The sequence below is a fragment of the Pseudomonas sp. GW821-FHT10C09 genome, from assembly GCF_059415465.1.
Map to the genome: position 1 here is coordinate 39,301 of NZ_JBWKNG010000028.1, position 25,266 is coordinate 64,566.

A 25,266-nucleotide genomic window follows, 5' to 3' on the forward strand; every position below is an offset into this window, starting at 1 on the left:
ATTACCCAGTAATCGGTTCCTTTAGAGCAGACTTTGCAGCTTGCGATGCAACATCGAAACGTTGCTTCCTTTTGCTACAAACCCTGTAAGGGTCTCTGTAAGAAGGGCCGAGACTTTATCAGCTTCAGCTTTGCTTGGGAAGCCCCCAAACACACAACTTCCAGTGCCAGTGAGTTTTGCTTCGGTAAATTTACCTAACAAATTCAACGCGTTACGTACCTCTGGATAACGCCTTGCTACTACTGGCAAGCAGTCATTACGACTGTTTCCCTTGGGAACGGGGCGCACTTTAATGGGAGGAGAGTTACGTGTCAACAGCGGATCGGAAAAAATTTCTGCTGTACTTACAGATACTTGCGGTACCAGCACGACATACCACGGTTCTTCGGGGTCTACAGGGGTCAGTTTCTCCCCAACGCCTTCGGCAAAAGCGGCGTGGCCACGCACGAAAACCGGGACGTCAGCGCCCAGCTTGAGGCCCAGCGCGGCCAGTCGATCCTCGTCCCAGCCCAGTTGCCAGAGATGATTCAGGCCGAGCAATGTGGTCGCGGCATTGGAACTGCCGCCGCCAATGCCGCCGCCCATGGGCAGGATTTTTTCGATCCAGATATCAATGCCGAGTGCACTACCGGATTGCTCCTGAAGTTGCTTCGCAGCCTTGACGATCAGATTGCTGTCGTGGGGAACGCCGTCGAACTCGGTGTGCAACCGGATCACGCCATCGTCGCGCACGGCGAAGGTGATTTCATCGCCGTAATCGAGGAACTGAAAAATCGTCTGCAACTCGTGATAACCGTCTTCACGGCGACCGAGGATGTGCAGCATCAGATTGAGTTTGGCCGGGGAGGGCAACGTCAAGCGGGGGGCGGTCATGTTCACTGCCCCAGCTTGCGTGGTTGCCATTCCTTGATCACCAGCGTGACATCAAGGTCGGTGCCGTGCAGCTTGATCTTTTCAGGTAGCCAGAAACCGTTTTGTTGCGTGTAACTGGTGTATTCGACCTGCCAGCCGTCCTGTTCCAGACTGGCCAGGCGGCTGTCGGCATCCAGATTCAGCTTGCTTTTGCTGTCCGGCGCCGGGAGCCCGCGGACCCACCAGGCCAGGTTCGATACCGGTAATTTCCAGCCCAGTTGTTCTTCCAGCAGGACTTCCGGGTTCGGTGCGTCAAAGCGCCCCTGATTGGCCACTTCCAGCGAGACCTTGCCAGGTCGGCCGGTCAGGCGTGCCGCGCCACGACCCAACGGGCCGGACAGGCGGATGTCGTAGTAATCCTGACGTTGCAGCCAGAACAGGGTGCCGCTGCCCGAATCCTTGGGGGCGCGGATGCCGATCTTGCCGTTGATCTGCCAGCCGTCGAGGGCGGTCAAATGCTGTTTGTGTTCACGCCATTGGGCCGGGTTGCCGTGGCCTTCGACGGATTCACGAGCACCGAAGCCCGCGCAACCGGCGAGCAGGGCGATAAAACTGAAAACGATGATGTGGCGCAAAAACATAATCTTAAAGAGTCTCTGATCCGGTCAGGCGCTTGATAGTGCCGCGCAGGGTAGGGCTGTCAGGTTGTTCCTTGAGGAATTTGCCCCAGACTTGTTTGGCTTCGCGTTGTTTGCCATTGGCCCACAGCACTTCACCCAAGTGGGCGGCCACTTCCTGATCGGGGAAGCGCTCCAGTGCCTGGCGCAGATAACGCTCGGCTTCATCGAGATTACCCAGGCGGAAGTTCACCCAGCCGAGGCTGTCGAGTACCGCCGGGTCTTCCGGATTGATCTGGTGGGCCTGTTCGATCAGCGCCTTGGCTTCGACATAGCGCGTGGTGCGGTCGGACAGGGTGTAGCCAAGCGCATTGAGTGCCATGGCGTTGTCCGGGTCGCGCTTGATGATCAGGCGCAGGTCTTTTTCCATCTGCGCCAGGTCATTGCGTTTTTCCGCCTGCATGGCGCGGGTGTACAGCAGGTTCAGATCGTCCGGATACTGCTTCAAGGCTTTGTCCAGGACAGCCCAGGCCTTGTCGCCCTGATTATTGGCGGACAGGGTTTCGGCTTCGATCAGGTACAACTGAATCGCGTAATCCGGCTGCTCGTCGCGCTCGGCGGCCAGGCGGCGTTGGGCTTCGGCGGTCTTGCCGTTGTTGATCAGGATGTCGGTCTGACGCAATTGGGCCGGCAGGTAGTCGTTACCCGGGCCGACTTTGCCGTACTCGATCAACGCACCTTGAGGGTCGTTGCGCTCTTCGGCGATACGGCCGAGGTTCAGGTGAGCAGAGTCGACGTGGCTTTCGCGGGCGATAAGGTCTTCGAGCAGGCTCTTGGCCTCGTCCCAGTCCTTGGCTTCCAGGCAGACCAATGCCAGGGAGTAACGCAGTTCGTCGTCTTCCGGGTATTGCTGCACCAAGCTGGAAAACTCGGCTTTGGCGTCTGCCATGCGGTCTTGCTCAACCAGCATCCGCGCGTAAGTCAGGCGCAGGCGCTTGTCGTCCGGGTACTTCTTGATGCTTTTTTGCAGCAGCGGCAAGGCTTCGTCGCCACGGTTGAGCACTTGCAGCAGGCGCGCGCGCAACAGGATCGGGGCAATTTCGCCGTCGTCTGGCGGATTGTCTTCCAGCAGGGTCAGCGCACCTTTGGCGTCACCGTCCTGTTGCATCAGCAAGGCCTTGCCGAAGATCAGCTGGCTGTTTTTCGGATGGCGCTGCAACAAGCGGTCGAAACTTTTCATCAAACCGTTGCGCGTGTCCTGGTCGGTGTCGGCCGCGGACAGGGCAAGGAAATCGAAATGCGTGTCGCCTTTGCCTTGCAGGACTTTCTCCATGTAGACCATGGAGTCGTCATAACGCCCGGCGCGCGCCAGTTGCACGGCCGCTGCGCGTTGCGCTTCGAGGTCGTTCGGGGCGTTTTTTGCCCAGATCAGCGCGGTGTCCAGGGCGGCCTGATCGGCGCCCAGGTATTCGGCAATGCGAAATGCCCGCTCGGAGATGCCCGGATCCTGGGTGTTGATGGCCTGGGTCACGTAGTTGTCCAGCGCAATGTCGAAACGATTACGCTGGCCAGCCAGTTCGGCGCTCAACAGGCTGAAGACGGTTTCTTCACTGAATGAGCTGTAGACCTTGGGCTTTTCAGGGGCCGGAGTGCTGTCTTCAACCGGCGACGAACCGTCCGGCGACGAGGGTGCCAAGGCCTGGCAGCCGCTGAGGAAGACAAAAGCGAGGAGCAACGCGGAAGATCTATTCATATAGGAAGAGGACGACTAACCTGCGGTCGGATCATCATGACACAAGCCTTCGGCCAAACATAACCGAGTCTCAATCGAGGCCTTTATAGAGGCAGGACATTGGGACAATAGTCAGCGGTAGTTGTTCTGTCTGTGGCGAAGTAGGACAATTGCCGGCTTCACGTCACCATCAGCGACCTTGAATGGCCTTCCTTGCACTCGGTATCAACCACAAGACTGCGTCAGTAGACGTGCGCGAGCGCGTGGCCTTTACCCCTGAGCAGCTGGTGGAGGCCTTGCAGCAGCTCTGCCGCCTCACCGACAGCCGCGAAGCTGCGATCCTCTCCACCTGCAATCGCAGTGAACTTTATATAGAGCAGGATCACCTTTCGGCCGACATCGTGTTGCGCTGGCTGGCCGATTATCACCATTTGAGCCTCGAAGAGCTGCGTGCGAGCAGTTATGTGCACGAAGATGATGCGGCAGTTCGTCACATGATGCGGGTCGCCTCCGGGCTTGATTCGCTGGTATTGGGCGAGCCGCAGATTCTCGGCCAGATGAAATCCGCTTACGCCGTGGCGCGTGAAGCCGGCACCATCGGTCCATTGCTCGGGCGCTTGTTTCAGGCGACGTTCAACGCAGCCAAGCAGGTGCGTACCGACACCGCCATCGGCGAAAACCCGGTGTCCGTGGCATTTGCCGCGGTCAGCCTGGCCAAACAGATTTTCAGCGACCTGCAACGCAGCCAGGCCTTGTTGATCGGCGCCGGCGAAACCATCACCCTGGTCGCCCGTCATCTGCACGAATTGGGTGTGAAACGCATCGTCGTCGCCAACCGCACCCTGGAGCGCGCGAGCATTCTGGCCGAGCAGTTCGGTGCTCACGCTGTGTTGCTCTCGGACATCCCGGCCGAACTGGTGCGCAGCGACATCGTCATCAGCTCCACCGCGAGCCAGTTGCCGATCCTTGGCAAAGGCGCGGTGGAAAGCGCGCTGAAACTGCGCAAGCACAAGCCGATCTTCATGGTGGACATCGCCGTTCCGCGCGATATCGAGCCGGAAGTCGGCGAACTCGACGACGTTTACCTGTACAGCGTCGACGATCTCCACGAAGTGGTCGCCGAGAACCTCAAGAGTCGCCAGGGCGCAGCCCAGGCGGCCGAAGAGATGGTCTCGGTCGGCGCCGAAGATTTCATGGTGCGCCTGCGCGAACTGGCGGCGGTGGATGTGCTCAAGGCTTATCGTCAGCAAAGCGAGCGCATGCGCGACGAAGAATTACAGAAAGCCCAGCGGCTGCTAGCCAACGGCACCAGCGCCGAAGACGTGCTGGTGCAGCTGGCGCGCGGCCTGACCAACAAACTGTTGCATGCGCCCAGCGTGCAATTGAAAAAGCTCTCTGCCGAAGGCCGCCTCGATGCGCTGGCCATGGCTCAAGAGCTCTTTGCCCTGAATGAGGGCTCATCGGATAGCTTTTCGGATAAAAAACCGCAATGAAAGCTTCACTGCTCAATAAGCTGGACATCCTCCAGGACCGTTTCGAGGAATTGACCGCCTTGCTTGGCGATGGCGAAGTCATTTCCGACCAGACCAAATTCCGCACCTATTCCAAGGAATACGCGGAAGTCGAGCCGATTGTCAGCACCTATAAACAGTTGCTCAAAGTGCAAGGCGACCTCGAAGGTGCCCAGGCACTGCTCAAGGACAGCGACCCGGACATGCGCGAAATGGCCGTGGAAGAAGTCCGCGAAGCCAAGGAGCAATTGATCGAACTCGAAGCCAGCCTGCAACGCATGCTGCTGCCGAAAGACCCGAACGACGGGCGCAACGTGTTTCTCGAAATCCGTGCCGGCACCGGCGGCGACGAGGCGGCGATTTTCTCCGGCGACCTGTTCCGCATGTATTCGCGTTACGCCGAGCGTCGCGGCTGGCGGGTGGAAATCCTCTCCGAGAACGAGGGCGAACACGGTGGCTATAAAGAAGTCATTGCCCGGGTCGAAGGCGACAACGTTTACGGCAAGCTGAAATTCGAATCCGGCGCGCACCGCGTGCAACGGGTGCCGGCCACTGAATCCCAGGGCCGCATCCACACCTCGGCCTGCACCGTGGCGGTGTTGCCCGAGCCGGACGAGCAGGAAGCGATCGAGATCAACCCGGCGGACCTGCGGGTCGATACCTATCGCTCCTCTGGCGCCGGTGGTCAGCACGTCAACAAGACCGACTCGGCGATCCGCATCACGCACTTGCCGTCCGGTATTGTCGTGGAGTGCCAGGAAGAACGTTCCCAGCACAAGAACCGCGCCCGGGCGATGTCCTGGCTGTCGGCCAAACTCAATGATCAGCAAACCAGCGCCGCGGCCAATGCCATCGCCAGCGAGCGTAAGTTGCTGGTCGGTTCCGGTGATCGCTCGGAGCGGATTCGTACCTACAACTTTGCCCAGGGCCGGGTCACCGACCATCGGGTCAACCTGACGCTGTACTCGCTCGACGAAATTCTCGCCGGCGGGGTCGATGCGGTAATCGAGCCGTTGCTCGCCGAATACCAGGCCGATCAATTGGCGGCGATAGGTGAGTAAATGACCATCATTGCCAGTTTATTGCGCGCCGCCGACTTGCCCGACTCGCCCACCGCGCGTCTGGATGCCGAGTTGTTGCTGGCTGCCGCATTGGGCAAGCCGCGCAGTTTTCTCCATACCTGGCCGGAGCGCATCGTTCCCAGTGAAGCGGCGCTGACGTTTGCCAGCTATTTGCAGCGTCGTCGTGGCGGCGAGCCGGTGGCTTACATTCTGGGGCAGCAAGGGTTCTGGAAGCTCGACCTGGAAGTGGCGCCGCACACATTGATCCCGCGTCCTGACACCGAATTGCTGGTGGAGGCCGCGCTTGAGCTGTTGCCGGCCACCCCGGCCAAGGTCCTCGACCTCGGCACCGGCAGCGGCGCCATCGCCCTGGCCTTGGCCAGCGAGCGTCCGGCCTGGAAGGTCACGGCGGTGGATCGCGTGCTGGAAGCCGTGGCCCTGGCCGAGCGCAACCGCCAGCGCCTGCACCTCAATAACGCCACGGTGCTGAGCAGTCATTGGTTCAGTGCTTTGGCAGGTCAGCGTTTTCAACTGATCATCAGCAACCCGCCTTACATCCCGTCTTCCGATCCGCATCTGGTGGAAGGTGATGTGCGCTTCGAGCCGGCCAGTGCTCTGGTGGCCGGTGTCGACGGGCTCGACGATCTGCGCTTGATCGTCGCCCAGGCGCCGGATTATCTGGAAACGGGCGGCTGGCTGATGCTCGAACACGGCTACGATCAAGCGAGTGCCGTGCGCGATTTGCTGCTGACTCGCGGCTTTGAAAATGTCCACAGCCGAATTGATCTGGGTGGACACGAACGTATCAGCCTGGGGCGCCTGCCGTGCTGAATGATCAGGAATTGTTGCGCTACAGTCGACAGATTCTGTTGCAGCACGTCGACATCGACGGCCAGTTGCGACTGAAAGAAAGCCGCGTGTTGATCGTCGGCCTCGGCGGGCTCGGCTCACCGGTTGCGCTGTACCTGGCCGCGGCGGGAGTGGGTGAGCTGCACCTCGCCGACTTCGACACGGTCGACCTGACCAACCTGCAACGCCAGATCGTTCACGACACCGATAGCGTCGGCCTGAGCAAGGTTGATTCGGCGATTCGCCGTTTGACCGCCATCAATCCCGAGATTCAATTGATCGCCCACCGCACTGCGCTGGACGAAGATTCCCTGGCCGCGGCAGTTGCCGCGGTGGATCTGGTGCTGGACTGCTCCGACAACTTCTCTACCCGCGAAGCGGTCAATGCTGCCTGCGTCGTCGCCCGCAAACCGCTGGTCAGCGGCGCGGCGATTCGCCTCGAAGGGCAATTGTCAGTGTTCGACCCGCGCCGCCCGGAAAGCCCGTGCTACCACTGTTTGTACGGGCATGGCAGTGAAGCCGAGCTGACGTGCAGCGAGGCCGGCGTGGTCGGTCCGTTGGTGGGGCTGGTCGGCAGCCTTCAGGCACTGGAAGCCCTGAAACTGTTGGTCGGTTTCGGCGAACCGCTGGTGGGGCGTCTGCTGTTGATCGATGCTTTGGGCTCGCGATTCCGTGAATTGCGGGTCAAGCGTGATCCGGGCTGTAGCGTCTGTGGTTCGACACATGCGTGAAGCGCCGATTGGCGTGTTCGACTCCGGCGTCGGTGGGCTCTCGGTGCTGGCCGAGATCCAGCGTCTGCTGCCCAACGAGTCGCTGCTGTACGTCGCCGATTGCGGGAACATTCCCTACGGCGAGAAAACCCCGGAATTCATCCGCCAGCGCTGCAGCGTCATGGCCGATTTTTTCCAGCAGCAGGGCGCCAAAGCCCTGGTGCTGGCGTGCAACACCGCGACCGTCGCTGGCGTTGCCGACTTGCGTCGCGATTACCCGCACTGGCCCATCGTCGGCATGGAGCCGGCGGTCAAACCGGCTGCAGCCGCGACCCGCAGCGGCGTGGTCGGCGTGCTCGCCACCACCGGCACCTTGCAGAGCGCCAAGTTCGCCGCCTTGCTCGACCGTTTCGCCACCGATGTGCGCGTCATCACTCAGCCGTGCCCCGGCCTGGTCGAGCTGATTGAAAACGGCGATTTGCACAGCGAGGCACTGCGCCAGTTGCTGGCCAGGTATGTCGAGCCGCTGCTTGGCGCCGGCTGCGACACCTTGATTCTCGGCTGTACGCATTACCCTTTCCTGAAGCCTTTGCTCAAGCAGATGATCCCGGATGACATCAGCCTGATCGACACGGGGGCGGCTGTTGCGCGACAACTTCAGCGTCTGTTGGCCGAGCGTGAATTGCTCGCTGACGGGCCGGCGCGTGCCGCCGAGTTCTGGACGAGTGCCGATCCGGTTCATTTCAGAAATATCTTGCCGATACTGTGGAATACGTCCGGCGTTGTGAGAAGCTTCGAGCGTTGACTAAAAAGTTGGGGCAGTGCGGGTAATTGGGGTGAACTTCTGATTAAGCGTCGACTTCTATAGCGTTGAGTTACAAAAAAACCATACGAAATCGTTCGGAAAAGGATGTTTCTAGTGAAGCGACTATTCTGCTTGGCCGCGATTGCGGCCGCTTTGATGGGGCAAAGTTTCACCGCACAGGCGGCAGGCGTGGAATTCGGGGTCGGTCAGACCACCGAATCAACCATGACCTATCGATTGGGCATGGTCTTCGATTGGGATCAGAGCTGGTGGCAAAGCGACGTGGGTCGCCTGACCGGTTACTGGAGTGGCGCCTACACCTATTGGGATGGCGACAAGAGCTCCAGCAACAACAGCCTGTCGTTCTCGCCGGTGTTCGTTTACGAGTTTGCCGGCCAGTCCGTCAAACCTTACCTCGAGGCGGGGATTGGTGTGGCGGTGTTCTCCCACACTGAAGTTGAAGACAACAACCTTGGCCAGGCCTTCCAGTTCGAAGACCGTTTCGGATTTGGCCTGCGCTTTACCGGTGGGCATGAAGTCGGGATTCGTGCGACGCACTATTCCAACGCCGGTATGAGCAGTCACAACGACGGCGTAGAAAGCTACTCGCTGCACTACACAATGCCGTTGTAAACAAGTGGGAGCGAGCCTGCTCGCGAATGCGGTGTGTCAGTCAGCATCAATATTGACTGACAGTCCGCTATCGCGAGCAGGCTCGCTCCCACATGTGTATTCGGGTGATTTTGGAATCAGCGATACGCCGTGCTGATTCCCTGACGTTCTTCAATGCATTCCGGTGCGCCCATCTCGAACTCCCGGCAGATCAACGGGCGCTTTTCGTAGATGGTGCACATCATGCTGTTGCGATCCAGCGCCGCGCACCAGCCGTCGTCCAGACGCAGCATGACTTCCCCGCCCCAATCATCGGTATCGATAAAGCGTTCGGGCACGCCCGTGTCGGTGATCAGCATCACTTCAAGCTGACAGCAGCAAGCCGCGCAGGTCGAGCACGTCACGGCCGGCTCGGCGATTTGCGTGTGGGGAATGGTTTTCATGGCGCGCAGTGTAAGGCAGTGGGCCGATGCTGTGTTAAAGGCCGGACGGACGCTCAGTCGCGGGTGTCTGAGGCTAGCCGCTGGGCCATGAAGTGAAGTGCAGGAAACAGCGCCGCCCAGAGTAGACCGATGCCGGTCAAGGTCGGCCATTGTCCATACGGAAACTGCACTCCCGCCAGTTGTCCGCCTGCGTAATACGACAGTGGTCCGCCGACGGCACCGAGCACGCTGCCAAGCCACCAGGGGTTGGTGGTCCACGCCAGGCAATGGCGCAACGTCGTTGCCAGCAGTGCCCACAACAGAATCAGCCATAACGGAATCAATGGCGCGGCGTCGTTGAAATCGAATACGCCCAGCCAGCGCAATGTGCTGTCGATGGTGGTGCCCAGCAGCACCACGCTGAGGATCAATCGACCTTCATCGCTCCAGTGACTTATCCACAGCAGATGAATCACCAGCACTGCGAGTGCCACCAGCAACCACGGGCCGCTGCCGCCGAGCACGCAGGCAAACCAGCCGAGCTGAAACAACACGGCATTCGCCACGCGTTCAAGCATCGAAACGGCCCAGCAGCGGCGCGGTGATCGCCGACGGTTTGGCCAATAGCAATTGTGCCGTGCCGATGGTGCGCTCCAGAAAGCCGCCTTCGCAGTAGCACAGGTAAAACTCCCACAATCGCAGGAAATAGTCGTCGTAGCCCAACTCGCTCAAACGGCCCTGGGCGCGTCGAAAGTTTTCATGCCACAGGCGCAGGGTCCGGGCGTAGTGCAAGCCGAAATCTTCCATGTGCAGCAGGTTCATGTCGGTGTCGCGACTGACGATCTCGAGCATTTTTTGCACGCAGGGCAGGGCGCCGCCCGGAAAGATGTAACGCTGGATGAAGTCGACATTGCCCTTGGCCTGTTCGTAGCGTTGTTCGCGAATGGTGATGGCCTGCAACAGCATCAAGCCGTTGCTCTTGAGTAAGTGCGCGCATTGCTTGAAGTAAGTCGGCAGAAAGCGGTGACCGACCGCTTCGATCATTTCGATCGACACCAGTTTGTCGTATTGGCCGGTGAGGTCGCGGTAATCCTTGAGCAGCAGCGTGACCTGGCCTTGCAGGCCAAGGCTTTCGATTCGTTGCGCGGTAAACGCGAACTGCTCTTTGGAGAGCGTGGTGGTGGTGACCTTGCAGCCGTAATGCTGCGCGGCGTACAGCGCCATGCTGCCCCAGCCCGTGCCGATTTCCAGCAGGTGATCGCTGGGTTTCAAGGCAAGTTTCTGGCAGATCCGTTCGAGTTTGTTTAACTGCGCCTGTTCGAGGCTGTCTTCGGGGCTCAGGAATTGCGCGGCGGAATACATCATGGTCGGATCGAGAAACTGCTCGAACAGGTCATTGCCCAAGTCGTAATGGGCGGCGATGTTCTTCTGCGAGCCCTTGCGGGTGTTGCGATTGAGCCAGTGCAGTCCTTGAACGAAAGGTCGTCCGAGTTTCGCCAGGCCGCTTTCCAGCGCATCCAGCACGTCGAGGTTGCTGACGAACACGCGCACTACGGCGGTCAGGTCCGGCGAACTCCAATAACCGTGGATGAACGCTTCACCCGCGCCAATCGAACCGTTGCTCGCTACCCATCCCCATGCTGCGGCGTCGAGGATATGAATCTCCCCCATCAATTGGCTGCCGGGCGTGCCGAAGACATGCCGTTCACTGTCTTCGATAACCACCAGTTGCCCATGTTTAAGCGCCGCAAGTTGTCGTAGCACGCCGCGACGCAGTAACGCTCCGGTCAAGCCGTGAGTGCCGGGTAGAGTGGCTTTGGCCAAAATGCTAAGGGATTTCATGACGGCGATCCTTGGAGGAAGCGGTGGCGGTTTGAAAGCTGCCAACGGCAACCCGATGAGCAAAGACCGGGGCGCGCTTGAGAAAAAGGCGTAGCGCCTGCCAGTAAATCGCCAGGCAGGTTTTCGCGGTCATCCACGGAAACTGCCGCAGATAACGGTGCAGGCTGCTGCGGTTTAACGCTTCGCGATGCAGGTTAAGCGTGGCGTCGAAGAGTTTCAGTTCGCCCTGCCAGTCCGCCATGTGCACCCCGAGCTTATTGGCGACAGGGCTGAAGCTCATTCGGTATTCCAGATCCGGCGGTAAAAATGGCGACACATGAAACGCCTTGGGCACCACGAAATGCTGATGGAAATCGAACCGGTTCTCAGGCGACCTCGCTGGCAATACATAGAGAAAGCGTTCTCGCCACGGTGTGTTAGTGACTTCGCAGACAATCGCCGCCAATTGCCCATCGGCTTCATGGCAATAGAAGAAACTCACCGGGTTGAACGACAGGCCCCAACTGCGGGCCTGTGTCAGCAGGCAGATCGACCCTTGCGGCGCATGGCCGATGGCTTCGCTGACTTGCTGGCGAACCGCATCGATCAAGCGCATGCCCTTGCCGGTAAAGGTTTTCAGGTAGTCCGATTCGCGAAACGAGAAAGGCGCAAAGCGGCTGGTGCCGGACAGGGGCGACAAGCCGAGCACGCTGTCTTGCTCGTCTAGGTCCAGGTACAGCAGGCCGATCCGGTAGCGGAATTCGTGGTGCCTTGGGGCAAACCGCCGGTGGGCAATCCAGCCGCTGTAAAGGGCGCTGTTCACAGCACTTCTCCAAAGGAGCGGGCGACTCGCAAGGCGCTGACGACGCCGTCCTCATGGAAACCGTTGGCCCAATAAGCGCCGCAAAAATGGCTATGGTGCGTGCCATCCAGTTCATCCCAGCGACCTTGCGCGGCGACGGCTGCCAGGCTGTATTGCGGATGGGCGTAGGTGAATGTGCCGAGCACCTTGTGCGGGCTGATGCCGGCGCTCTGGTTGAGGCTGACGCAAAATGTCGTATCGCTTTGCAAACCTTGCAGGATGTTCATGTCGTAGGTGACGGCGGCCAGTGTGTGACCGGCGCCCCCGAGGCGATAATTCCAGCTGGCCCACGCCCGTTTGCGCACGGGCAGCAAGCGCGTATCAGTGTGCAGCACCACTTCGTTATCGGCGTAGGGCAGGGCACCGAGGATTGCCTGTTCGGCATCGCTCGGGCTGGCCAACAGTTCCAGCGCTTGATCACTGTGGCAGGCGAAGACGACTTTATCGAAACGTTCGCTACCCGCGGCGCTGTGGATAACCACGCCCGTGTCATCGCGCTCGACACGCGTCACAGGGCAGTTGAGACGAATCCTCTCGCGAAATGAGGCGGTCAGCGGTCCGAGGTAGGCATTCGATCCGCCTTCTATCACGCACCATTGCGGACGATTGCTGATGGACAGCAGCCCGTGATTCTTGAAAAACCGGACAAAAAACTGCAATGGGAAGCGGAGCATGTCCGCCATGGACATCGACCAGATAGCCGCGCCCATTGGCACGATGTAATGCAGGATAAAACGCTCGCCGTAGTGTCCGGCCTTCAAGTAGTCGTCCAGCGTGGTGTCGGCGGTGATGCGCCCTTGGGCCAGGTCGCTCTGGGCTTCTTTATTGAAGCGCAGAATGTCACGCACCATGCCCCAGAATCCTGGCGACAACAGGTTGCGACGTTGGGCGAACAGGCTGTTCAGGTTATTGCCGTTGTACTCAAGACCAGTGTCCGGGTCCGTCACCGAGAAACTCATTTCAGTCGGTTTGAAACCTACCCCGAGCTGGCCCAGCAGGCGGATGAAATTCGGGTAGGTCCTGTCGTTGAAGACGATGAAACCGGTGTCTACCGCATAGTGCTGGCCATCGACCGACACGTCGACCGTGTGGGTGTGACCGCCCGCCCGGTCGCTGGCCTCGAACAGGGTGATCGCATGCCTGCGATTAAGCAGGTAGGCGCAGGTCAGCCCCGAGATGCCGCTGCCGATGATGGCGATGTTCATGGGATATCCCGAATCGGCGCAGGGCTGCGCACCATGCGCTTGCCGATGGCCAGTTTCACCGCGTTGGGCATTTTCGAAAGCGGCCACAGCACCGCCATGAACAGTCCCGGAAACGCGATCTCCAATGGCCGGTTCTTGAGTTTGGCGAAGATGTACCGTGCCGCTTTACCCACTGGCCAACTGAGCGGCATCGGGAAGTCATTCTTGGCCGTCAGCGGTGTCTCGACGAAGCCCGGACTGACGATCGTGACTTCGATGCCTTCCGGAGCGAGATCAATGCGCAGCGATTCAAACAGGTAACGTAGCCCAGCCTTCGACGCGCCATAAGCTTCGGCGCGCGGCAGCGCCAGGTACGTCACGGAGCTCGCCACGGCGACCAGGTGCGGCGCTGTGCCTTTGCGTAGCAACGGTAACGCCGCTTCGATGCAGTAGGCGCTGGCGAGCAAATTGGTGCGCACGACGTGTTCGACAATCGATGAATCAAATTGCTGGACGTCGATGTATTCGCAGGTGCCCGCGTTGAGAATGACCGTGTCCAGCGAGCCCCATTCTGCAGCGATCTGCTCGCCGATCTCGCGCACGCACTGGCTGTTGGTCAGGTCACCGGGCACCACCAGCACTTGTCCGGGATAGCGCAGGGACAAGACTTTCAGCACCGCTACCGAGCGTGCACTGACGGCCAGGTGAGCACCGGTTTTCAGTATTTCTTCGGCCAGCGAGGCGCCAATACCGCTGCTGGCGCCGGTTAACCAATAGCGCCGGGGAGGTGTAAGACTCATCCCATTCTCCTTTTCAGCCAGGCAATCGCCCGACCCAATACGGGTAGGTGTTCGTAAATTAGCGCACCGGCATCGAAGTAATCCCGATGTCGATAAACCTTGTCGCGCCAAAGCAGGTGCGAGCAGCCGTCCACACGGATCAACTGGCCGTTGGCCAGGCGCGGGTGGCGGTAACTCATAACCCAGCGCAGATAGCCTTCGCCCTCACGGATCTGATCGAAACCGTGAAAATCGAAACGCAGATCACTGACATTGATATAGAGCTCGGTGAAGTAGCTGCGCAGCTGCACCAGACCCTGTACTTCATGCAGTGGATCGGTGAAGTGCACGTCATCGCTGTAGAGCTGATCGAGGTGCTGCAGGTTGTCCTTATCCAGGGTCGCAAACTGCTGGGCAAAACGCCGCAGGAAATCACTCATGGAGACCCCCTGCTTGCTGTCGCGATGGAAGGTCCTTGAACGCGGCCAGCGCCCGTTGTCGTGATGTACTCAGGTTGACGATCGGCGATGGATAATCCGCCACGCCGAACAACCCGCCAAGGTTGGCCGGATTGTGAACTTCCTTTTTATTGAGCCCGGCCAGTTCTGGCAACCAGTGCTTGATAAATACGCCTTCGGCGTCGAATTTCTCCGACTGGCTCAGCGGGTTGAAAATCCGGAAGTAGGGTGCCGAATCGGTGCCGGTGGACGAACTCCATTGCCATCCACCGTTGTTCGCCGCCAGATCGCCGTCGATCAAATGCCGCATGAAAAAGCGTTCACCTTCGCGCCAGTCGATCAGCAGGTTCTTGGTCAGGAACATCGCCACTACCATGCGCAGCCGGTTGTGCATCCAGCCGGTTTCCAGCAATTGACGCATGGCTGCGTCGATGATCGGCAGTCCGGTGCGCGCTTGCTGCCAGGCCAACAGTTCTTCCGGAGCGTTGCGCCAGGCAAGGGCTTCGGTTTCCGGGCGAAAGGCACGGTGGCGGGAGACCCGCGGGTAACCCACCAGAATGTGTTTGTAGAACTCGCGCCAGAGCAATTCGTTGATCCAGGTGACAGCGCCGACCTTGCCGCTTTCGAACTCCCCCTGATTGGTTTGCAGGGCGGCGTGCAGGCATTGGCGCGGGGAAATCACCCCAGCGGCGAGATAGGCCGACAGCTGGCTGGTGCCGGGCTTGGCCGGGAAGTCCCGTTCGTCTTTGTAGTAGTCGATCTGGGCATCGGCGAAGGTGTCGAGACGGCGACGGGCTTCGGCTTCACCGGCAGGCCAGAGCGTGCGCAGGCTTTCACTCGGTGTATCGAAGCCGTCGACGCGTGAGGGAATGTTCTCGCTGTTGATTGTCAGTGGCGCCTGCACGGCGGGTGCAGTGATCAGGCTCGGCAGGGCACCGTGCAGTCTGTCGTAGCAGACCTTGCGGAACTGGCTGAAGACCTGAAAGTAAGTGCCGGTCCTGGTGAGCACGGTGCCCGGTTTGAACAGCAACTGGTCAAGGTAGCTATGGAAGTCGATGCCATTGGCTTGGAGCGCCTGGGCCACAGCCGTATCACGACGGCTTTCGTGAACACCGTACTCTTCGTTGGCGTGAACGGCGTCGACCTTCAATTGCTGACACAGCTCGAGCAGCACTTTCGGCGCTTCATCCCAGCGGGATGCCGTGCGGATCAGCAAGGGAATGTTCAGTTCGCCCAGCGCGTGGCTCAACTCGCTCAAGTTGCGCAGCCAGAAATCCACTTTGCAGGGCGCATCGTCGTGTTCCAGCCACTGCTGCGGACTCAACAGATACACCGCCACCGTAGGGCCGCGAGCCGCGGCAGCCGTGAGGGCGGTGTTGTCGTGTAGGCGCAAGTCGCTACGCAGCCAGATCAATTGCATGGTGGAGTCCGCACGTTTCATTAAATTAGCCCACGCTGAACCAGATCCTGATGCGCCGATAACGGGTCTTCGGCGAAGGACAAATCAGCGATTTCAGTCGTTCTTACGGACAACTCGGCGTGGTGGATGCATACCGTTGGTCCGGCAATCATTTTTGGGCAACTGACTCCATTCAGTAGTTTTGGCAGCTGCGAAAGGTTCATGGCTTTGCTGGAATACAGCAGCACGCCGCGGGCTTGCAGGTGTTCGACCGCCATCGCCAGTTCGCCGGCGGGGAGCGGCCAGTCGAACACCTCCACCGGGCAATCGGCGCTGCTGATCAGCCAGGCGGTGAGCCACAGATGAGGTTCCAGTGGCACATCCGAGTGATTGATCAGCAACAGGGGCGCGGTGCGCAATTGACGGTTGTTATGGTAGATGCGTGCGCCGAATTTGCTGCGTAACCAGGAATAAAAGAACGCCCGCTCCATCTGCGCGCCGAATTGACCCTGCCAGCGCTGGTCCAGTTCTGCCAGCAACGGCATCAACAGGAGCTCGCACAAGGTGCGCGGTGGGTATAGCGCCATGGCTTGATTGACGGTGTCATCGAGGGTGCGTTCGTTCAGGTGTGACACCGCGTGCAGCAGTGTCTGGCGCAACACCTGCCAATCGTTTTCAACGGGTTCGCTAAATGCTTGCGGCGTGTCCAGCAGTTGCTTGACCTGGCTGACGGCAACGCCGCGGTTGAGCCAGGTGAGGATCGTCAGGATGCGTTGAACGTGTTCGGCAGAGAACAGCCGATGGCCCTTGGGTGTGCGATGCGGAACGACCAGGCCGTAGCGCCGTTCCCACGCGCGCAGTGTCACGGCGTTGACACCGGTCTGGCGCGCCACCTCGCGGATCGGCAGCCAGCCGTCGTCCAGCGCCTTTTTAAAGTCGTCGCCGAGGTCTTCGCTGGCGCTGGTGTCGAGTTTGGATTTCATTTAGATCGCGTTTCGCAGGCTGAGGTTTTCCGGATGCGGTTGCAGGTAAACCTGTTGCGCAATGTAGGGATCCGGGTACTGGCGGAAGTAGTGCTTGAGCAGGGTCAATGGCACCACCAGCGGCACGATGCCTTGGCGGTATTGGCTGATGACGTGCTGCATTTCCTGTTTGTCTTCAGGGCTGATGGCCTGCTTGAGGTAGCCGCTGATGTGTTGCAGGACGTTGGTGTGGGTGCGCCGCGTGGCGCATTTTTTCAAGGCCGCCATCAGTTCGCTGAAATAGCGCGGGCCGAGTTCATCAGGATCGGACTGGCCCATGTTGCCCAGCAGATTGCCCAGGGCTTTGTATTGCACCGGGTTATGCGCCATCAGCAGGTATTTATAGCGCGAGTGGAATTCGGTGAGATCGCGGCGGGTCAGGCCTTTTTGCAGCAGTTGCTGCCAGGCGCTGTAGGCAAACACGCGCGTGAGGAAGTTTTCCCTCAACACCGGGTCGTTGAGCCGACCGTCTTCTTCAACCGGCAGGTCAGGGTGCAGTGCGCAGAACGCCTGCGAATAGAGGCCGCGTCCGCCACCCTTCACCGGTGCACCGTTGGCTTGATAGACCTTGACCCGTTCCAGGCCGCAGGAAGGGGATTTTTGCATGAAGATGTAGCCGCAAATGTCGCTCAACTGACCCGCCATTATCTGGCCGTACTCGGTGAGCGCCCGGGTGACATTAAGCTCGGCGTGAACGCTGCCGACCGCTTCGGGATGCAGCGGGTTGCCCACCAGCCGAATCGGTTCACGGGGGATACCGAGGCCGATGGCGACTTCCGGGCATACCGCAACGAATTCGAAATAATCAGTAAGCGTGTCAGTGCACAGCCGTGATGCCTTGTGCCCGCCGTTGTAGCGAACCTCGGCGCCCATCAGGCAGGCGCTGATAGCGATTTTTGGTCGGGTCGCTGACTGATCGCCCATCGAGGCACCTCGAATCTAAACTTGTACAGAGTTTGTTCTCTGTACAACATAATCTTCATCATAGATTCAAAGGTGTACAAGTCAAATTGTTTGTACAAGTTTTGTGGTTCTACTTCCAGCCCAATTGCCAGATGTCGCCGTTCTTGAGGGTTCGCCAATCGAGGCGCTCACTGCGCTTGGTCAGCACCGCCTGTAGCTCGACGTCCAGCACCGTGCCTTCCTCGTCGCGGAATACCTCGGTCACCAGAAAGTGTTTTTCGCGGTGTTGCGGATGGGCTGCTGTCCACTTCGACAGCAGCAATTTGCCGGGATTGATGCGGTTCACTGCAAATGTTCATGCAACCGGCGAGCAGCTTCCTGGCCGCTCAGCCAGGCGCCTTCGACACGCCCGGAAAGGCACCAGTCGCCGCACACATACAGGCCCAGATCGGCATCGGCGAGTGCGCCCCATTCGTGGCTGCTGGCGGGGCGGGCATAGAGCCAGCGATGGGCGAGGCTGAAACTCGGGGCAGGCATGGAATCGTGCAGCAGTTCAGCGAATGCACCGTGCAGTTGCTCGATCACCGCTTCCTTGGACAGGTCGATGTGTTGCCGGCTCCAGGCGCTGGTCGCGTGCAATACCCACGTGTCCATGGTGTTGTCGCGTCCTGGTTTGCTGCGGTTGCGGGCCAGCCAGTCGAGCGGGCTGTCCTGGACGAAGCAGCCTTCCATGGGCGTTTCCAACGGCGTTTCGAATGCGAGGGCGACGGCCCAGGTCGGGTCCATTTTCACCCCGGCGGCGGCTCCAGCCAGCTTCGATGCCGCGGCCAGCAATGCGGTGGCCTGAGGTGCTGGCGTGGCGATCACCACATGACTGAACGGACCGTGAGTGAAACCGTCGGCATCCTGCAGGTGCCAGTGTTCTTCGCCGCGATAGACCTCGGTGATCCGGCAGGCGAACTGCACTTCCAGGTCGCCGAGCAGGCCACGGGTGATGGCGCTCATGCGCGGCGTGCCGACCCAGCGCGTCTGTTCGTCCGGCGACAGGTTGAGCTGGCCACCGTGATAGGTGTAGAGCTGCGGCGTCCATTCGGCGACCCAGCCGTTGGCTTGCCAACGCTGGACCTCGGTGACGAAGCGCCGGTCGCGGGCAGTGAAATATTGCGCGCCCATGTCCAGGGCACCCGCATCACTGCGCTTGCTCGACATACGTCCGCCACTGCCGCGGCTTTTATCAAAAAGTTGCACGACATGCCCTGTATCTGTCAGGGCTTGCGCGGCTGAGAGCCCGGCGATGCCGGTGCCGATGATTGCGATAGGTACAGTCATAGGGGCCTCGTTTACCTTTCTGTACAGACTACGCCGTGGTTCAAACCTGTACAATATTGTTTTTTGGTATAACTTTTAGCGTTCTCGATCTGACAGCTTGGCCTATGGTTAAACACAGAGCCTGCCCGATACCAAAGATCCCTGCTTATAAAAATAGACTAGTGATCAGGGTTAAACGCCACGCGAGGAAGAAGTCATGCACATATTGCTGACCGGCGGTACTGGTTTGATAGGACGTCAGCTCTGCAGACACTGGTTGAGTCAGGGGCACAGCCTGACGGTCTGGAGTCGCAAGCCTGAAAAAGTCGCAAAAATCTGCGGCACACAAGTCAGGGGAATTGCCCGGCTCGAGGACCTCGACCAAGTTCCACTGGACGCCATTATCAATCTGGCGGGAGCACCGATTGCCGATCGGCCATGGACACACAAGCGCAAGGCGTTGCTCTGGAGCAGCCGCATCACCCTGACGGAAACGCTGCTGGCGTGGCTCGAAAAACGTGAGCAAAAACCTTCGCTGTTGATCTCCGGTTCTGCGGTGGGCTGGTATGGCGATGGGGGGGAGCGTGAACTGACCGAGGCATCGCCCCCTGTCATCGATGATTTCGCCAGCCAGTTGTGCGTTGCCTGGGAAGAGACCGCCCAGCGTGCCGAGGCCTTGGGACTTCGTGTCGTACTGATTCGAACCGGGTTGGTGTTGTCGGCCGAGGGCGGCTTTTTGTCGCGGCTGTTGCTGCCGTTCAAACTGGGGCTGGGCGGGCCGATCGGCAATGGTCGGCAGTGGATGCCGTGGATTCATATCAACGATCAAATCGCCCTGATTGATTTTCTTCTGCATCAGAATGACGCCAGCGGTCCTTATAATGCCTGCGCGCCAAAACCGGTGCGCAATCGCGAATTTGCCAAGACGCTGGGCAGCGTGCTGCACCGCCCGGCGTTCATGCCGATGCCGGCCCTGGCGTTGAAAGTGGGGCTTGGCGAGTTGTCATTGTTGTTGCTGGGTGGGCAGAAGGCCCTGCCGGTTCGCGCGCTGGACGCGGGTTTCACTTTCCAGTTCACCGATTTGCGCGCGGCCCTGGACGATCTGTCCAGCCGCCTTTGAAATAGGACGTTGCATGACCGATCACGCATTGCTTCTGGTTAACCTGGGTTCACCGGCCTCCACCTCGGTGGCGGATGTGCGCAGCTACCTCAATCAATTTCTGATGGACCCGTATGTGATCGACCTGCCATGGCCGGTGCGACGCTTGCTGGTGTCGCTGATCCTGATCAAACGCCCGGAGCAGTCAGCCCACGCCTACGCATCGATCTGGTGGCAGGAGGGCTCGCCCCTGGTGGTGCTCAGCCGTCGCCTGCAACAGGCCATGACGACGCAGTGGGCCCACGGTTCGGTCGAGTTGGCGATGCGTTACGGCGAGCCGTCGATTGAAACGAAACTGGTGCAGCTGGCCGCTCAGGGCCACAAAAGAATCACCCTGGCGCCGCTTTATCCACAGTTCGCCGACAGCACCACCACGACGGTGATCGAAGAAGCCAAGCGTGTGCTGCGTGACAAAGGACTCGATATCCAGCTGTCGATTCTGCAGCCGTTCTACGATCAGCCGGAATACCTCGACGCATTGGTCGCCAGCGCGAAGCCTCATCTGCAGCAGGATTACGATCACTTGTTGCTGAGCTTCCACGGTTTACCGGAGCGGCACCTGACCAAGCTCGATCCGACGGGGAAGCATTGCTTCAAGAATGAGGATTGCTGCAAGAACGCTTCGCCAGCGGTATTAGCCACCTGCTATCGCGCGCAATGTCTGCGCACGGCGTCGGAGTTCGCCAAGCGCATGGGTTTGCCAGACGGCAAATGGTCGGTGTCGTTTCAGTCGCGTCTGGGGCGAGCCAAATGGATCGAACCCTACACCGAAGCGCGGCTCGATGAACTGGCCAAGAGTGGTGTGAAGAAGATTCTGGTGATGTGCCCGGCGTTTGTTGCCGATTGCATCGAGACGCTGGAGGAGATCGGTGATCGCGGGCTGGAACAATTCCGCGAAGCGGGAGGGGAGGAGTTGGTGCTGGTGCCATGCCTGAACGATGACCCGCAATGGGCGCGGGCGTTGAGTGCACTGTGCGAAAGAGCGCCGTTGGCCCTTTAAAAGCTTCGCGAGCAGGCTCGCTCCCACAGTGGATTTTCTGTGAACACACTATTTGTGAGCACTGAAGATCAAATGTGGGAGCGAGCCTGCTCGCGAAAGCTATCTATCAGGCAACCAAGAACTTAAGCCTTACAACAGCGGCTCATCCGCCTTCTTGTGCTTCCAGCTGTCATTCCCCGGCAGCAACAGGTTCAGCGCAATCGCCACCACCGCGCACAGCGCGATGCCTTTGAGGCCGAAGTCGTCCGGGCCAGTCCCGGTACCGACCAGCACACCGCCAATCCCGAACACCAGGGTCACCGACACAATCACCAGATTGCGTGCTTCGCCCAGGTCGATCTTGTGGCGAATCAGCGTGTTCATGCCCACCGCCGCGATCGAACCGAACAACAGGCACAGAATCCCACCCATCACCGGCACCGGAATGCTTTGCAGAAGCGCGCCGAACTTGCCGACGAACGCCAGGCTGATGGCGAAAATCGCCGCCCAGGTCATGATTTTCGGGTTGTAGTTCTTGGTCAGCATCACCGCGCCCGTCACTTCGGCGTAGGTGGTGTTGGGTGGGCCGCCGAACAGGCCGGCTGCGGTGGTGGCAATGCCATCGCCGAGCAGGGTGCGGTGCAGGCCGGGCTTCTTCAGGTAATCGCGACCGGTCACGCTACCCACGGCAATCACGCCACCGATGTGCTCGATGGCTGGAGCCAGGGCGACCGGAACGATGAACAGAATCGCCTGCCAGTTGAACTCCGGCGCGGTGAAGTGCGGAATGGCGAACCACGGGGCAGCGGCAATCTTCGCGGTATCGACGACACCGAAATAGAAGGCCATGGCAAAACCGACCAGCACGCCGGAAATGATCGGCACCAGGCGGAAAATGCCTTTGCCGAACACCGCGACGATCAGGGTGGTCAGCAGCGCAGGCATCGAGATCAGCATCGCCGTCTGGTAATGAATCAGCTCAGTGCCGTCGCCGGCCTTGCCCATTGCCATGTTGGCAGCAATTGGCGCCATGGCCAGGCCAATGGAGATGATCACCGGACCAATCACCACCGGCGGCAGCAGACGGTCGATGAACCCGGTGCCTTTGATCTTCACGGCCAGGCCGAGGAAGGTGTAGACGAAACCGGCCGCCATCACGCCGCCCATGGTCGCCGCGAGGCCGAACTGGCCCTTGGCGAGAATGATCGGGGTAATGAAGGCAAAGCTCGACGCCAGGAACACCGGCACCTGACGCCCGGTGACGATCTGAAACAGAATCGTCCCCAGGCCCGCAGTGAAGAGCGCGACGTTCGGGTCGAGGCCGGTAATCAGCGGCATCAACACCAGGGCGCCGAAGGCCACGAACAGCATCTGTGCACCCGACAGCACCGTGCGCCAGAGCGGATCGTTGAACTCTTGCTGCATGCTCAAGCGTCCTTCTGCTTGGTGCCGAAGATCTTGTCACCGGCATCGCCCAAGCCCGGGATGATGTAGCCGTGTTCGTTCAGTTTTTCATCAATGGAGGCGGTGTAGATGGTCACGTCCGGGTGAGCCTTCTCCACGGCGGCGATGCCTTCCGGCGCGGCGACCAGCACCATGGCGCGGATGTCGCGGCAACCGGCCTTTTTCAGCAGGTCGATGGTGGCGACCATGGAGCTGCCCGTGGCGAGCATCGGGTCGATGATCATCGCCAGGCGCTCGTTGATTTCCGGGACCAGTTTTTCCAGGTAGGTGTGGGCCTGCAGGGTTTGTTCGTTGCGGGCCACGCCGACGGCGCTGACCTTGGCGCCCGGGATCAGGCTCAGCACGCCTTCGAGCATGCCGATACCGGCGCGCAGAATCGGGACTACAGTAATCTTCTTGCCGGCGATTTTCTCGACCGACACGGTGCCGCACCAGCCTTCGATATCGTAGGCTTCCAGCGGCAGGTCTTTGGTGGCTTCATAGGTCAGCAGGGCGCCGACTTCCTGAGCGAGCTCACGGAAATTCTTCGTGCTGATGTCTGCACGGCGCATCAGGCCAAGTTTATGACGGATCAGCGGGTGGCGGATCTCGAGGATGGGCATGGGAAAGGCTCCGGCGGCGGGCAAAAAAACCGGCCTAGATTAATCTATCCGAGGGTGTTGTCCTATAGACATACAGTACGTTAGTCCACAAACGCTTGATCTGGCCGTGCGGGATGCGTACCTTTGCCCGCTTTTCCTGAATACGCCACCCCTTGGAGAGCGCCATGTCCGCTGATCTCGAGCATATCCGTCAAATCATGCGAGAGGCTGACTGCCTGTACACCGAAGCTGAAGTCGAGGCGGCCATTGCCCGCGTCGGTGCACAAATCAACGACCAGCTGGCTGAAAGCAATCCGGTGGTGTTCTGTGTGATGAACGGCGGCCTGATTTTCTCCGGCAAGCTGCTGACCTATCTGAACTTCCCGCTGGAAGCGTCCTACCTGCACGCCACCCGCTATCGCAACGAAACCAGCGGCGGCGACCTGTTCTGGAAAGCCAAGCCGGAAGTGTCGTTCATCGACCGTGACGTCCTGATCATCGACGACATTCTCGATGAAGGTCACACCCTGGGCGCAATCATCGACTTCTGCAAACATGCCGGCGCGCGCAAAGTGCACACCGCCGTGCTGATCGACAAGGACCACGACCGCAAGGCTCGCCCGGACCTGAAAGCCGATTTCGTCGGCCTGCCGTGCATCGACCGTTACATCTTCGGTTACGGCATGGACTACAAAGGCTACTGGCGTAACGCAAACGGGATCTTTGCTGTTAAAGGAATGTAATTGTATGACCACGCCGAGCTTTCTTGATCAAACCCTGTTCACAGAGCTGGCCGAGAAAGCTGCGGCTAATCCTCGTGGGCGTCAGCATCACAACTTCCATCAGATGGACGACGCCTGTCATCGGATGGTCGTGGGTTTGCAGCCCGAGACCTACATCCCGCCTCACCGGCATTTGGCTGAAAACAAGGCTGAAACCTTGCTGGTCCTCAAAGGGCGGCTGGGGGTGTTGATCTTCGACGAGTCCGGCACGGTGGTGAAAAAGCAAATCCTGCAGGCCGGCGGCGATTGTGTCGGTGTGGACCTGCCCATCGGCGTATTCCATGGATTGGTGGTGCTGGAAGCCGACAGCTTGATGTTCGAATGCAAGGCCGGCCCTTATCGCCCGGTGGGTGAAGGTGAGCTGGCTCACTGGGCGCCCCGTGAAGGTGAGCCGGGTGTGGCTGAGTATCAGGCGTGGATGCGCGCGCAGTTCGACTGATGTTCACCCCTGTGGGCGCGAGCAGGCTCGCTCCTACATTATTGGATGGCGTCCACAGAAGTATTTTCATAAGTCCGTGATAAAGTCCCCGGCCTCGTCTTCGGAGCCCGTCATGAGCCTTTTGATCCGCAGCTGCGCCGCCCTGTTGCTGACCCTCAGCCTGCCACTGGCGGCTGCCCCGGCGCCGATGCACGCACAGTTTCTGCCACCCGATGACCTGACCCTGCGCGACGCCGAGCCCGAGCAGCAACAACTCCTGCAGGTCACCGAGTATTCGGTAGTGGTGGGCAGCCAGCGCCAGTCCAATCAACAGCCCATTCCCGTCACGTCACCGGTGCTGATCCGCCTCAAGGGCAAATCCTTGAACAAGGGCGCGACCATCAGCCAGGTACTGGTCAACTTCGATGGCGAAAGCAAAAGCCTGAAAAAACCGGTCTACGACGACAAAAGCAAAACCCTGACGTTGTTTTACCCGATGGCGCAGTACCGCGTGGTGATCGACTTGTTGCGCAATGACACGGTGTATTGCCAGTTCCTCAGTTATGCCAACGGCCATGTCTGGGCAGATTTGCACACCGGGGCCACTCGCGCGCGTTGAGCCCGGCGTCAAGGGAGGGGTAAACTGCCCGCCCTGTGTAATGTCTGCGAGCTGGAGTCGGCAATGCGTAAAGATAAGAAACAAGTGATTGGTGACGAGATCGGCGACGAGCAGATCAAGTTGTTCCTCGATTTCGAGCCAGTCGACGCCACTTCGCCGTCGCTGCACAAGCTGATCAAGGCCTACCGCGGCCTGCGCATCGATGACTTCGAGCGTTTTCTGACGTTCTTCGTCGAAGCCGGCCTGGACCTGGACGGCAAGGATGAGCACGGCAATGACTTCGTCGCCCTGATCAAGGATCAGCGCAATGCGGCCGAATACATCGAGCTGATCGCCAAGGCCCGCGGCTAGCCCGGT

At 59.7% G+C, this 25,266-nt stretch carries 29 protein-coding genes; 12 read left to right on the forward strand and 17 right to left on the reverse strand.

The window, feature by feature from the left end; genetic code table 11:
• Positions 1–21 precede the first annotated feature (21 nt).
• Genes ispE through AC07N8_RS25035 form a run of 3 tightly spaced genes read right to left on the reverse strand, consistent with a single transcriptional unit; the run spans position 22 to position 3,222 of the window.
• Positions 22–873, reverse strand: coding sequence for a 4-(cytidine 5'-diphospho)-2-C-methyl-D-erythritol kinase (gene ispE, locus AC07N8_RS25025; RefSeq protein ID WP_493146239.1), 852 nt, complete (start codon positions 871–873; stop codon positions 22–24).
• A gap of 2 nt (positions 874–875) precedes the next feature.
• Positions 876–1,493, reverse strand: coding sequence for a lipoprotein insertase outer membrane protein LolB (gene lolB, locus AC07N8_RS25030; protein ID WP_493146237.1), 618 nt, complete (start codon positions 1,491–1,493; stop codon positions 876–878).
• Between the two features lie 4 nt (positions 1,494–1,497).
• Entirely contained in the window at positions 1,498–3,222 is a 1,725-nt protein-coding gene (locus AC07N8_RS25035) for a tetratricopeptide repeat protein (protein WP_493146235.1), read from the reverse strand.
• 182 nt (positions 3,223–3,404) lie between these two features.
• On the opposite strand from AC07N8_RS25035, the gene hemA reads away from it, so the two are divergent.
• The 6 genes from hemA to AC07N8_RS25065 all read left to right on the forward strand — a co-directional run bounded on the left by hemA (position 3,405) and on the right by AC07N8_RS25065 (position 8,770).
• The gene (gene hemA / locus AC07N8_RS25040; protein WP_123435128.1) at positions 3,405–4,694 is read left to right on the forward strand and encodes a glutamyl-tRNA reductase; all 1,290 of its coding nucleotides are present in this window, start codon (positions 3,405–3,407) and stop codon (positions 4,692–4,694) included.
• On the forward strand, positions 4,691–5,773 hold the full coding sequence (gene prfA / locus AC07N8_RS25045) for a peptide chain release factor 1 (protein ID WP_483842800.1): 1,083 nt from the start codon (positions 4,691–4,693) through the stop codon (positions 5,771–5,773). The genes hemA and prfA overlap by 4 nt, the downstream gene beginning before the upstream one ends.
• Positions 5,774–6,604 (forward strand): peptide chain release factor N(5)-glutamine methyltransferase, encoded by an 831-nt coding sequence (prmC, locus tag AC07N8_RS25050; protein WP_493146233.1) that lies wholly within the window; start codon positions 5,774–5,776, stop codon positions 6,602–6,604.
• Positions 6,598–7,353, forward strand: a complete 756-nt coding sequence (locus tag AC07N8_RS25055) for a molybdopterin-synthase adenylyltransferase MoeB (RefSeq protein ID WP_123435125.1) — start codon at positions 6,598–6,600, stop codon at positions 7,351–7,353. The genes prmC and AC07N8_RS25055 overlap by 7 nt, the downstream gene beginning before the upstream one ends.
• Positions 7,346–8,137: a glutamate racemase gene (gene murI / locus AC07N8_RS25060; protein ID WP_483842802.1), complete on the forward strand. Its 792-nt coding sequence runs from the start codon at positions 7,346–7,348 to the stop codon at positions 8,135–8,137. The genes AC07N8_RS25055 and murI overlap by 8 nt, the downstream gene beginning before the upstream one ends.
• A 114-nt stretch (positions 8,138–8,251) precedes the next feature.
• Positions 8,252–8,770, forward strand: a complete 519-nt coding sequence (locus AC07N8_RS25065; RefSeq protein ID WP_483842803.1) for an acyloxyacyl hydrolase — start codon at positions 8,252–8,254, stop codon at positions 8,768–8,770.
• Between the two features lie 116 nt (positions 8,771–8,886).
• On the opposite strand, the gene AC07N8_RS25070 is transcribed toward AC07N8_RS25065, so the two are convergent.
• The 12 genes from AC07N8_RS25070 to AC07N8_RS25125 form a co-directional block, all read right to left on the reverse strand.
• The gene (locus AC07N8_RS25070) at positions 8,887–9,192 is read right to left on the reverse strand and encodes a YkgJ family cysteine cluster protein (protein WP_007942663.1); all 306 of its coding nucleotides are present in this window, start codon (positions 9,190–9,192) and stop codon (positions 8,887–8,889) included.
• A 53-nt stretch (positions 9,193–9,245) separates the two neighbouring features.
• Positions 9,246–9,749, reverse strand: coding sequence for a DUF2878 domain-containing protein (locus AC07N8_RS25075; protein ID WP_493146227.1), 504 nt, complete (start codon positions 9,747–9,749; stop codon positions 9,246–9,248).
• Positions 9,742–11,013, reverse strand: coding sequence for a class I SAM-dependent methyltransferase (locus AC07N8_RS25080; protein WP_493146223.1), 1,272 nt, complete (start codon positions 11,011–11,013; stop codon positions 9,742–9,744). Before AC07N8_RS25080 ends, AC07N8_RS25075 begins: the two co-directional genes overlap by 8 nt.
• Entirely contained in the window at positions 11,000–11,815 is an 816-nt protein-coding gene (locus AC07N8_RS25085; protein ID WP_493146221.1) for a DUF1365 domain-containing protein, read from the reverse strand. The genes AC07N8_RS25080 and AC07N8_RS25085 overlap by 14 nt, the downstream gene beginning before the upstream one ends.
• Positions 11,812–13,059, reverse strand: coding sequence for an NAD(P)/FAD-dependent oxidoreductase (locus tag AC07N8_RS25090; protein ID WP_483842808.1), 1,248 nt, complete (start codon positions 13,057–13,059; stop codon positions 11,812–11,814). Before AC07N8_RS25090 ends, AC07N8_RS25085 begins: the two co-directional genes overlap by 4 nt.
• Positions 13,056–13,838, reverse strand: a complete 783-nt coding sequence (locus tag AC07N8_RS25095; RefSeq protein ID WP_493146219.1) for an SDR family NAD(P)-dependent oxidoreductase — start codon at positions 13,836–13,838, stop codon at positions 13,056–13,058. Before AC07N8_RS25095 ends, AC07N8_RS25090 begins: the two co-directional genes overlap by 4 nt.
• A complete protein-coding gene (locus tag AC07N8_RS25100) occupies positions 13,835–14,257 on the reverse strand; it encodes a nuclear transport factor 2 family protein (RefSeq protein WP_483842810.1) in 423 nt (140 codons plus the stop codon). The genes AC07N8_RS25095 and AC07N8_RS25100 overlap by 4 nt, the downstream gene beginning before the upstream one ends.
• Positions 14,250–15,695 carry a deoxyribodipyrimidine photo-lyase gene (phrB, locus tag AC07N8_RS25105; protein WP_483842811.1) on the reverse strand — a complete coding sequence of 482 codons (1,446 nt, stop codon included), beginning with the start codon at positions 15,693–15,695 and terminating at the stop codon, positions 14,250–14,252. Before phrB ends, AC07N8_RS25100 begins: the two co-directional genes overlap by 8 nt.
• A gap of 20 nt (positions 15,696–15,715) precedes the next feature.
• Positions 15,716–16,657, reverse strand: coding sequence for a MerR family transcriptional regulator (locus AC07N8_RS25110; protein ID WP_483842812.1), 942 nt, complete (start codon positions 16,655–16,657; stop codon positions 15,716–15,718).
• On the reverse strand, positions 16,658–17,620 hold the full coding sequence (locus AC07N8_RS25115) for a YbgA family protein (RefSeq protein WP_493146216.1): 963 nt from the start codon (positions 17,618–17,620) through the stop codon (positions 16,658–16,660). It lies immediately after the preceding gene.
• A 109-nt stretch (positions 17,621–17,729) separates the two neighbouring features.
• On the reverse strand, positions 17,730–17,945 hold the full coding sequence (locus tag AC07N8_RS25120; protein ID WP_493146214.1) for a TIGR02450 family Trp-rich protein: 216 nt from the start codon (positions 17,943–17,945) through the stop codon (positions 17,730–17,732).
• A complete protein-coding gene (locus AC07N8_RS25125) occupies positions 17,942–18,928 on the reverse strand; it encodes an NAD(P)/FAD-dependent oxidoreductase (protein ID WP_493146212.1) in 987 nt (328 codons plus the stop codon). Before AC07N8_RS25125 ends, AC07N8_RS25120 begins: the two co-directional genes overlap by 4 nt.
• A gap of 196 nt (positions 18,929–19,124) precedes the next feature.
• Between AC07N8_RS25125 and AC07N8_RS25130 the strand changes: the two genes are divergently transcribed.
• Positions 19,125–20,027: a TIGR01777 family oxidoreductase gene (locus AC07N8_RS25130; RefSeq protein ID WP_483842816.1), complete on the forward strand. Its 903-nt coding sequence runs from the start codon at positions 19,125–19,127 to the stop codon at positions 20,025–20,027.
• A 13-nt stretch (positions 20,028–20,040) separates the two neighbouring features.
• On the forward strand, positions 20,041–21,066 hold the full coding sequence (gene hemH / locus AC07N8_RS25135) for a ferrochelatase (protein WP_493146210.1): 1,026 nt from the start codon (positions 20,041–20,043) through the stop codon (positions 21,064–21,066).
• Positions 21,067–21,195: 129 nt separating this feature from the next.
• Here hemH and AC07N8_RS25140 read toward each other — a convergent pair whose 3' ends face one another.
• Positions 21,196–22,470 (reverse strand): uracil-xanthine permease family protein, encoded by a 1,275-nt coding sequence (locus AC07N8_RS25140; protein ID WP_483842818.1) that lies wholly within the window; start codon positions 22,468–22,470, stop codon positions 21,196–21,198.
• Positions 22,471–22,472: 2 nt separating this feature from the next.
• On the reverse strand, positions 22,473–23,111 hold the full coding sequence (gene upp, locus AC07N8_RS25145; protein WP_027925972.1) for a uracil phosphoribosyltransferase: 639 nt from the start codon (positions 23,109–23,111) through the stop codon (positions 22,473–22,475).
• 164 nt (positions 23,112–23,275) lie between these two features.
• Between upp and AC07N8_RS25150 the strand changes: the two genes are divergently transcribed.
• The 4 genes from AC07N8_RS25150 to AC07N8_RS25165 all read left to right on the forward strand — a co-directional run bounded on the left by AC07N8_RS25150 (position 23,276) and on the right by AC07N8_RS25165 (position 25,260).
• Positions 23,276–23,833, forward strand: coding sequence for a hypoxanthine-guanine phosphoribosyltransferase (locus AC07N8_RS25150; RefSeq protein ID WP_493146207.1), 558 nt, complete (start codon positions 23,276–23,278; stop codon positions 23,831–23,833).
• 4 nt (positions 23,834–23,837) lie between these two features.
• A complete protein-coding gene (locus AC07N8_RS25155; protein WP_483842820.1) occupies positions 23,838–24,311 on the forward strand; it encodes a WbuC family cupin fold metalloprotein in 474 nt (157 codons plus the stop codon).
• 112 nt (positions 24,312–24,423) lie between these two features.
• Complete coding sequence (locus AC07N8_RS25160; protein WP_493146205.1) at positions 24,424–24,909, forward strand: hypothetical protein; 486 nt, start codon at positions 24,424–24,426, stop codon at positions 24,907–24,909.
• A 63-nt stretch (positions 24,910–24,972) separates the two neighbouring features.
• On the forward strand, positions 24,973–25,260 hold the full coding sequence (locus AC07N8_RS25165; RefSeq protein WP_090180157.1) for a PA4642 family protein: 288 nt from the start codon (positions 24,973–24,975) through the stop codon (positions 25,258–25,260).
• Positions 25,261–25,266: the final 6 nt, after the last annotated feature.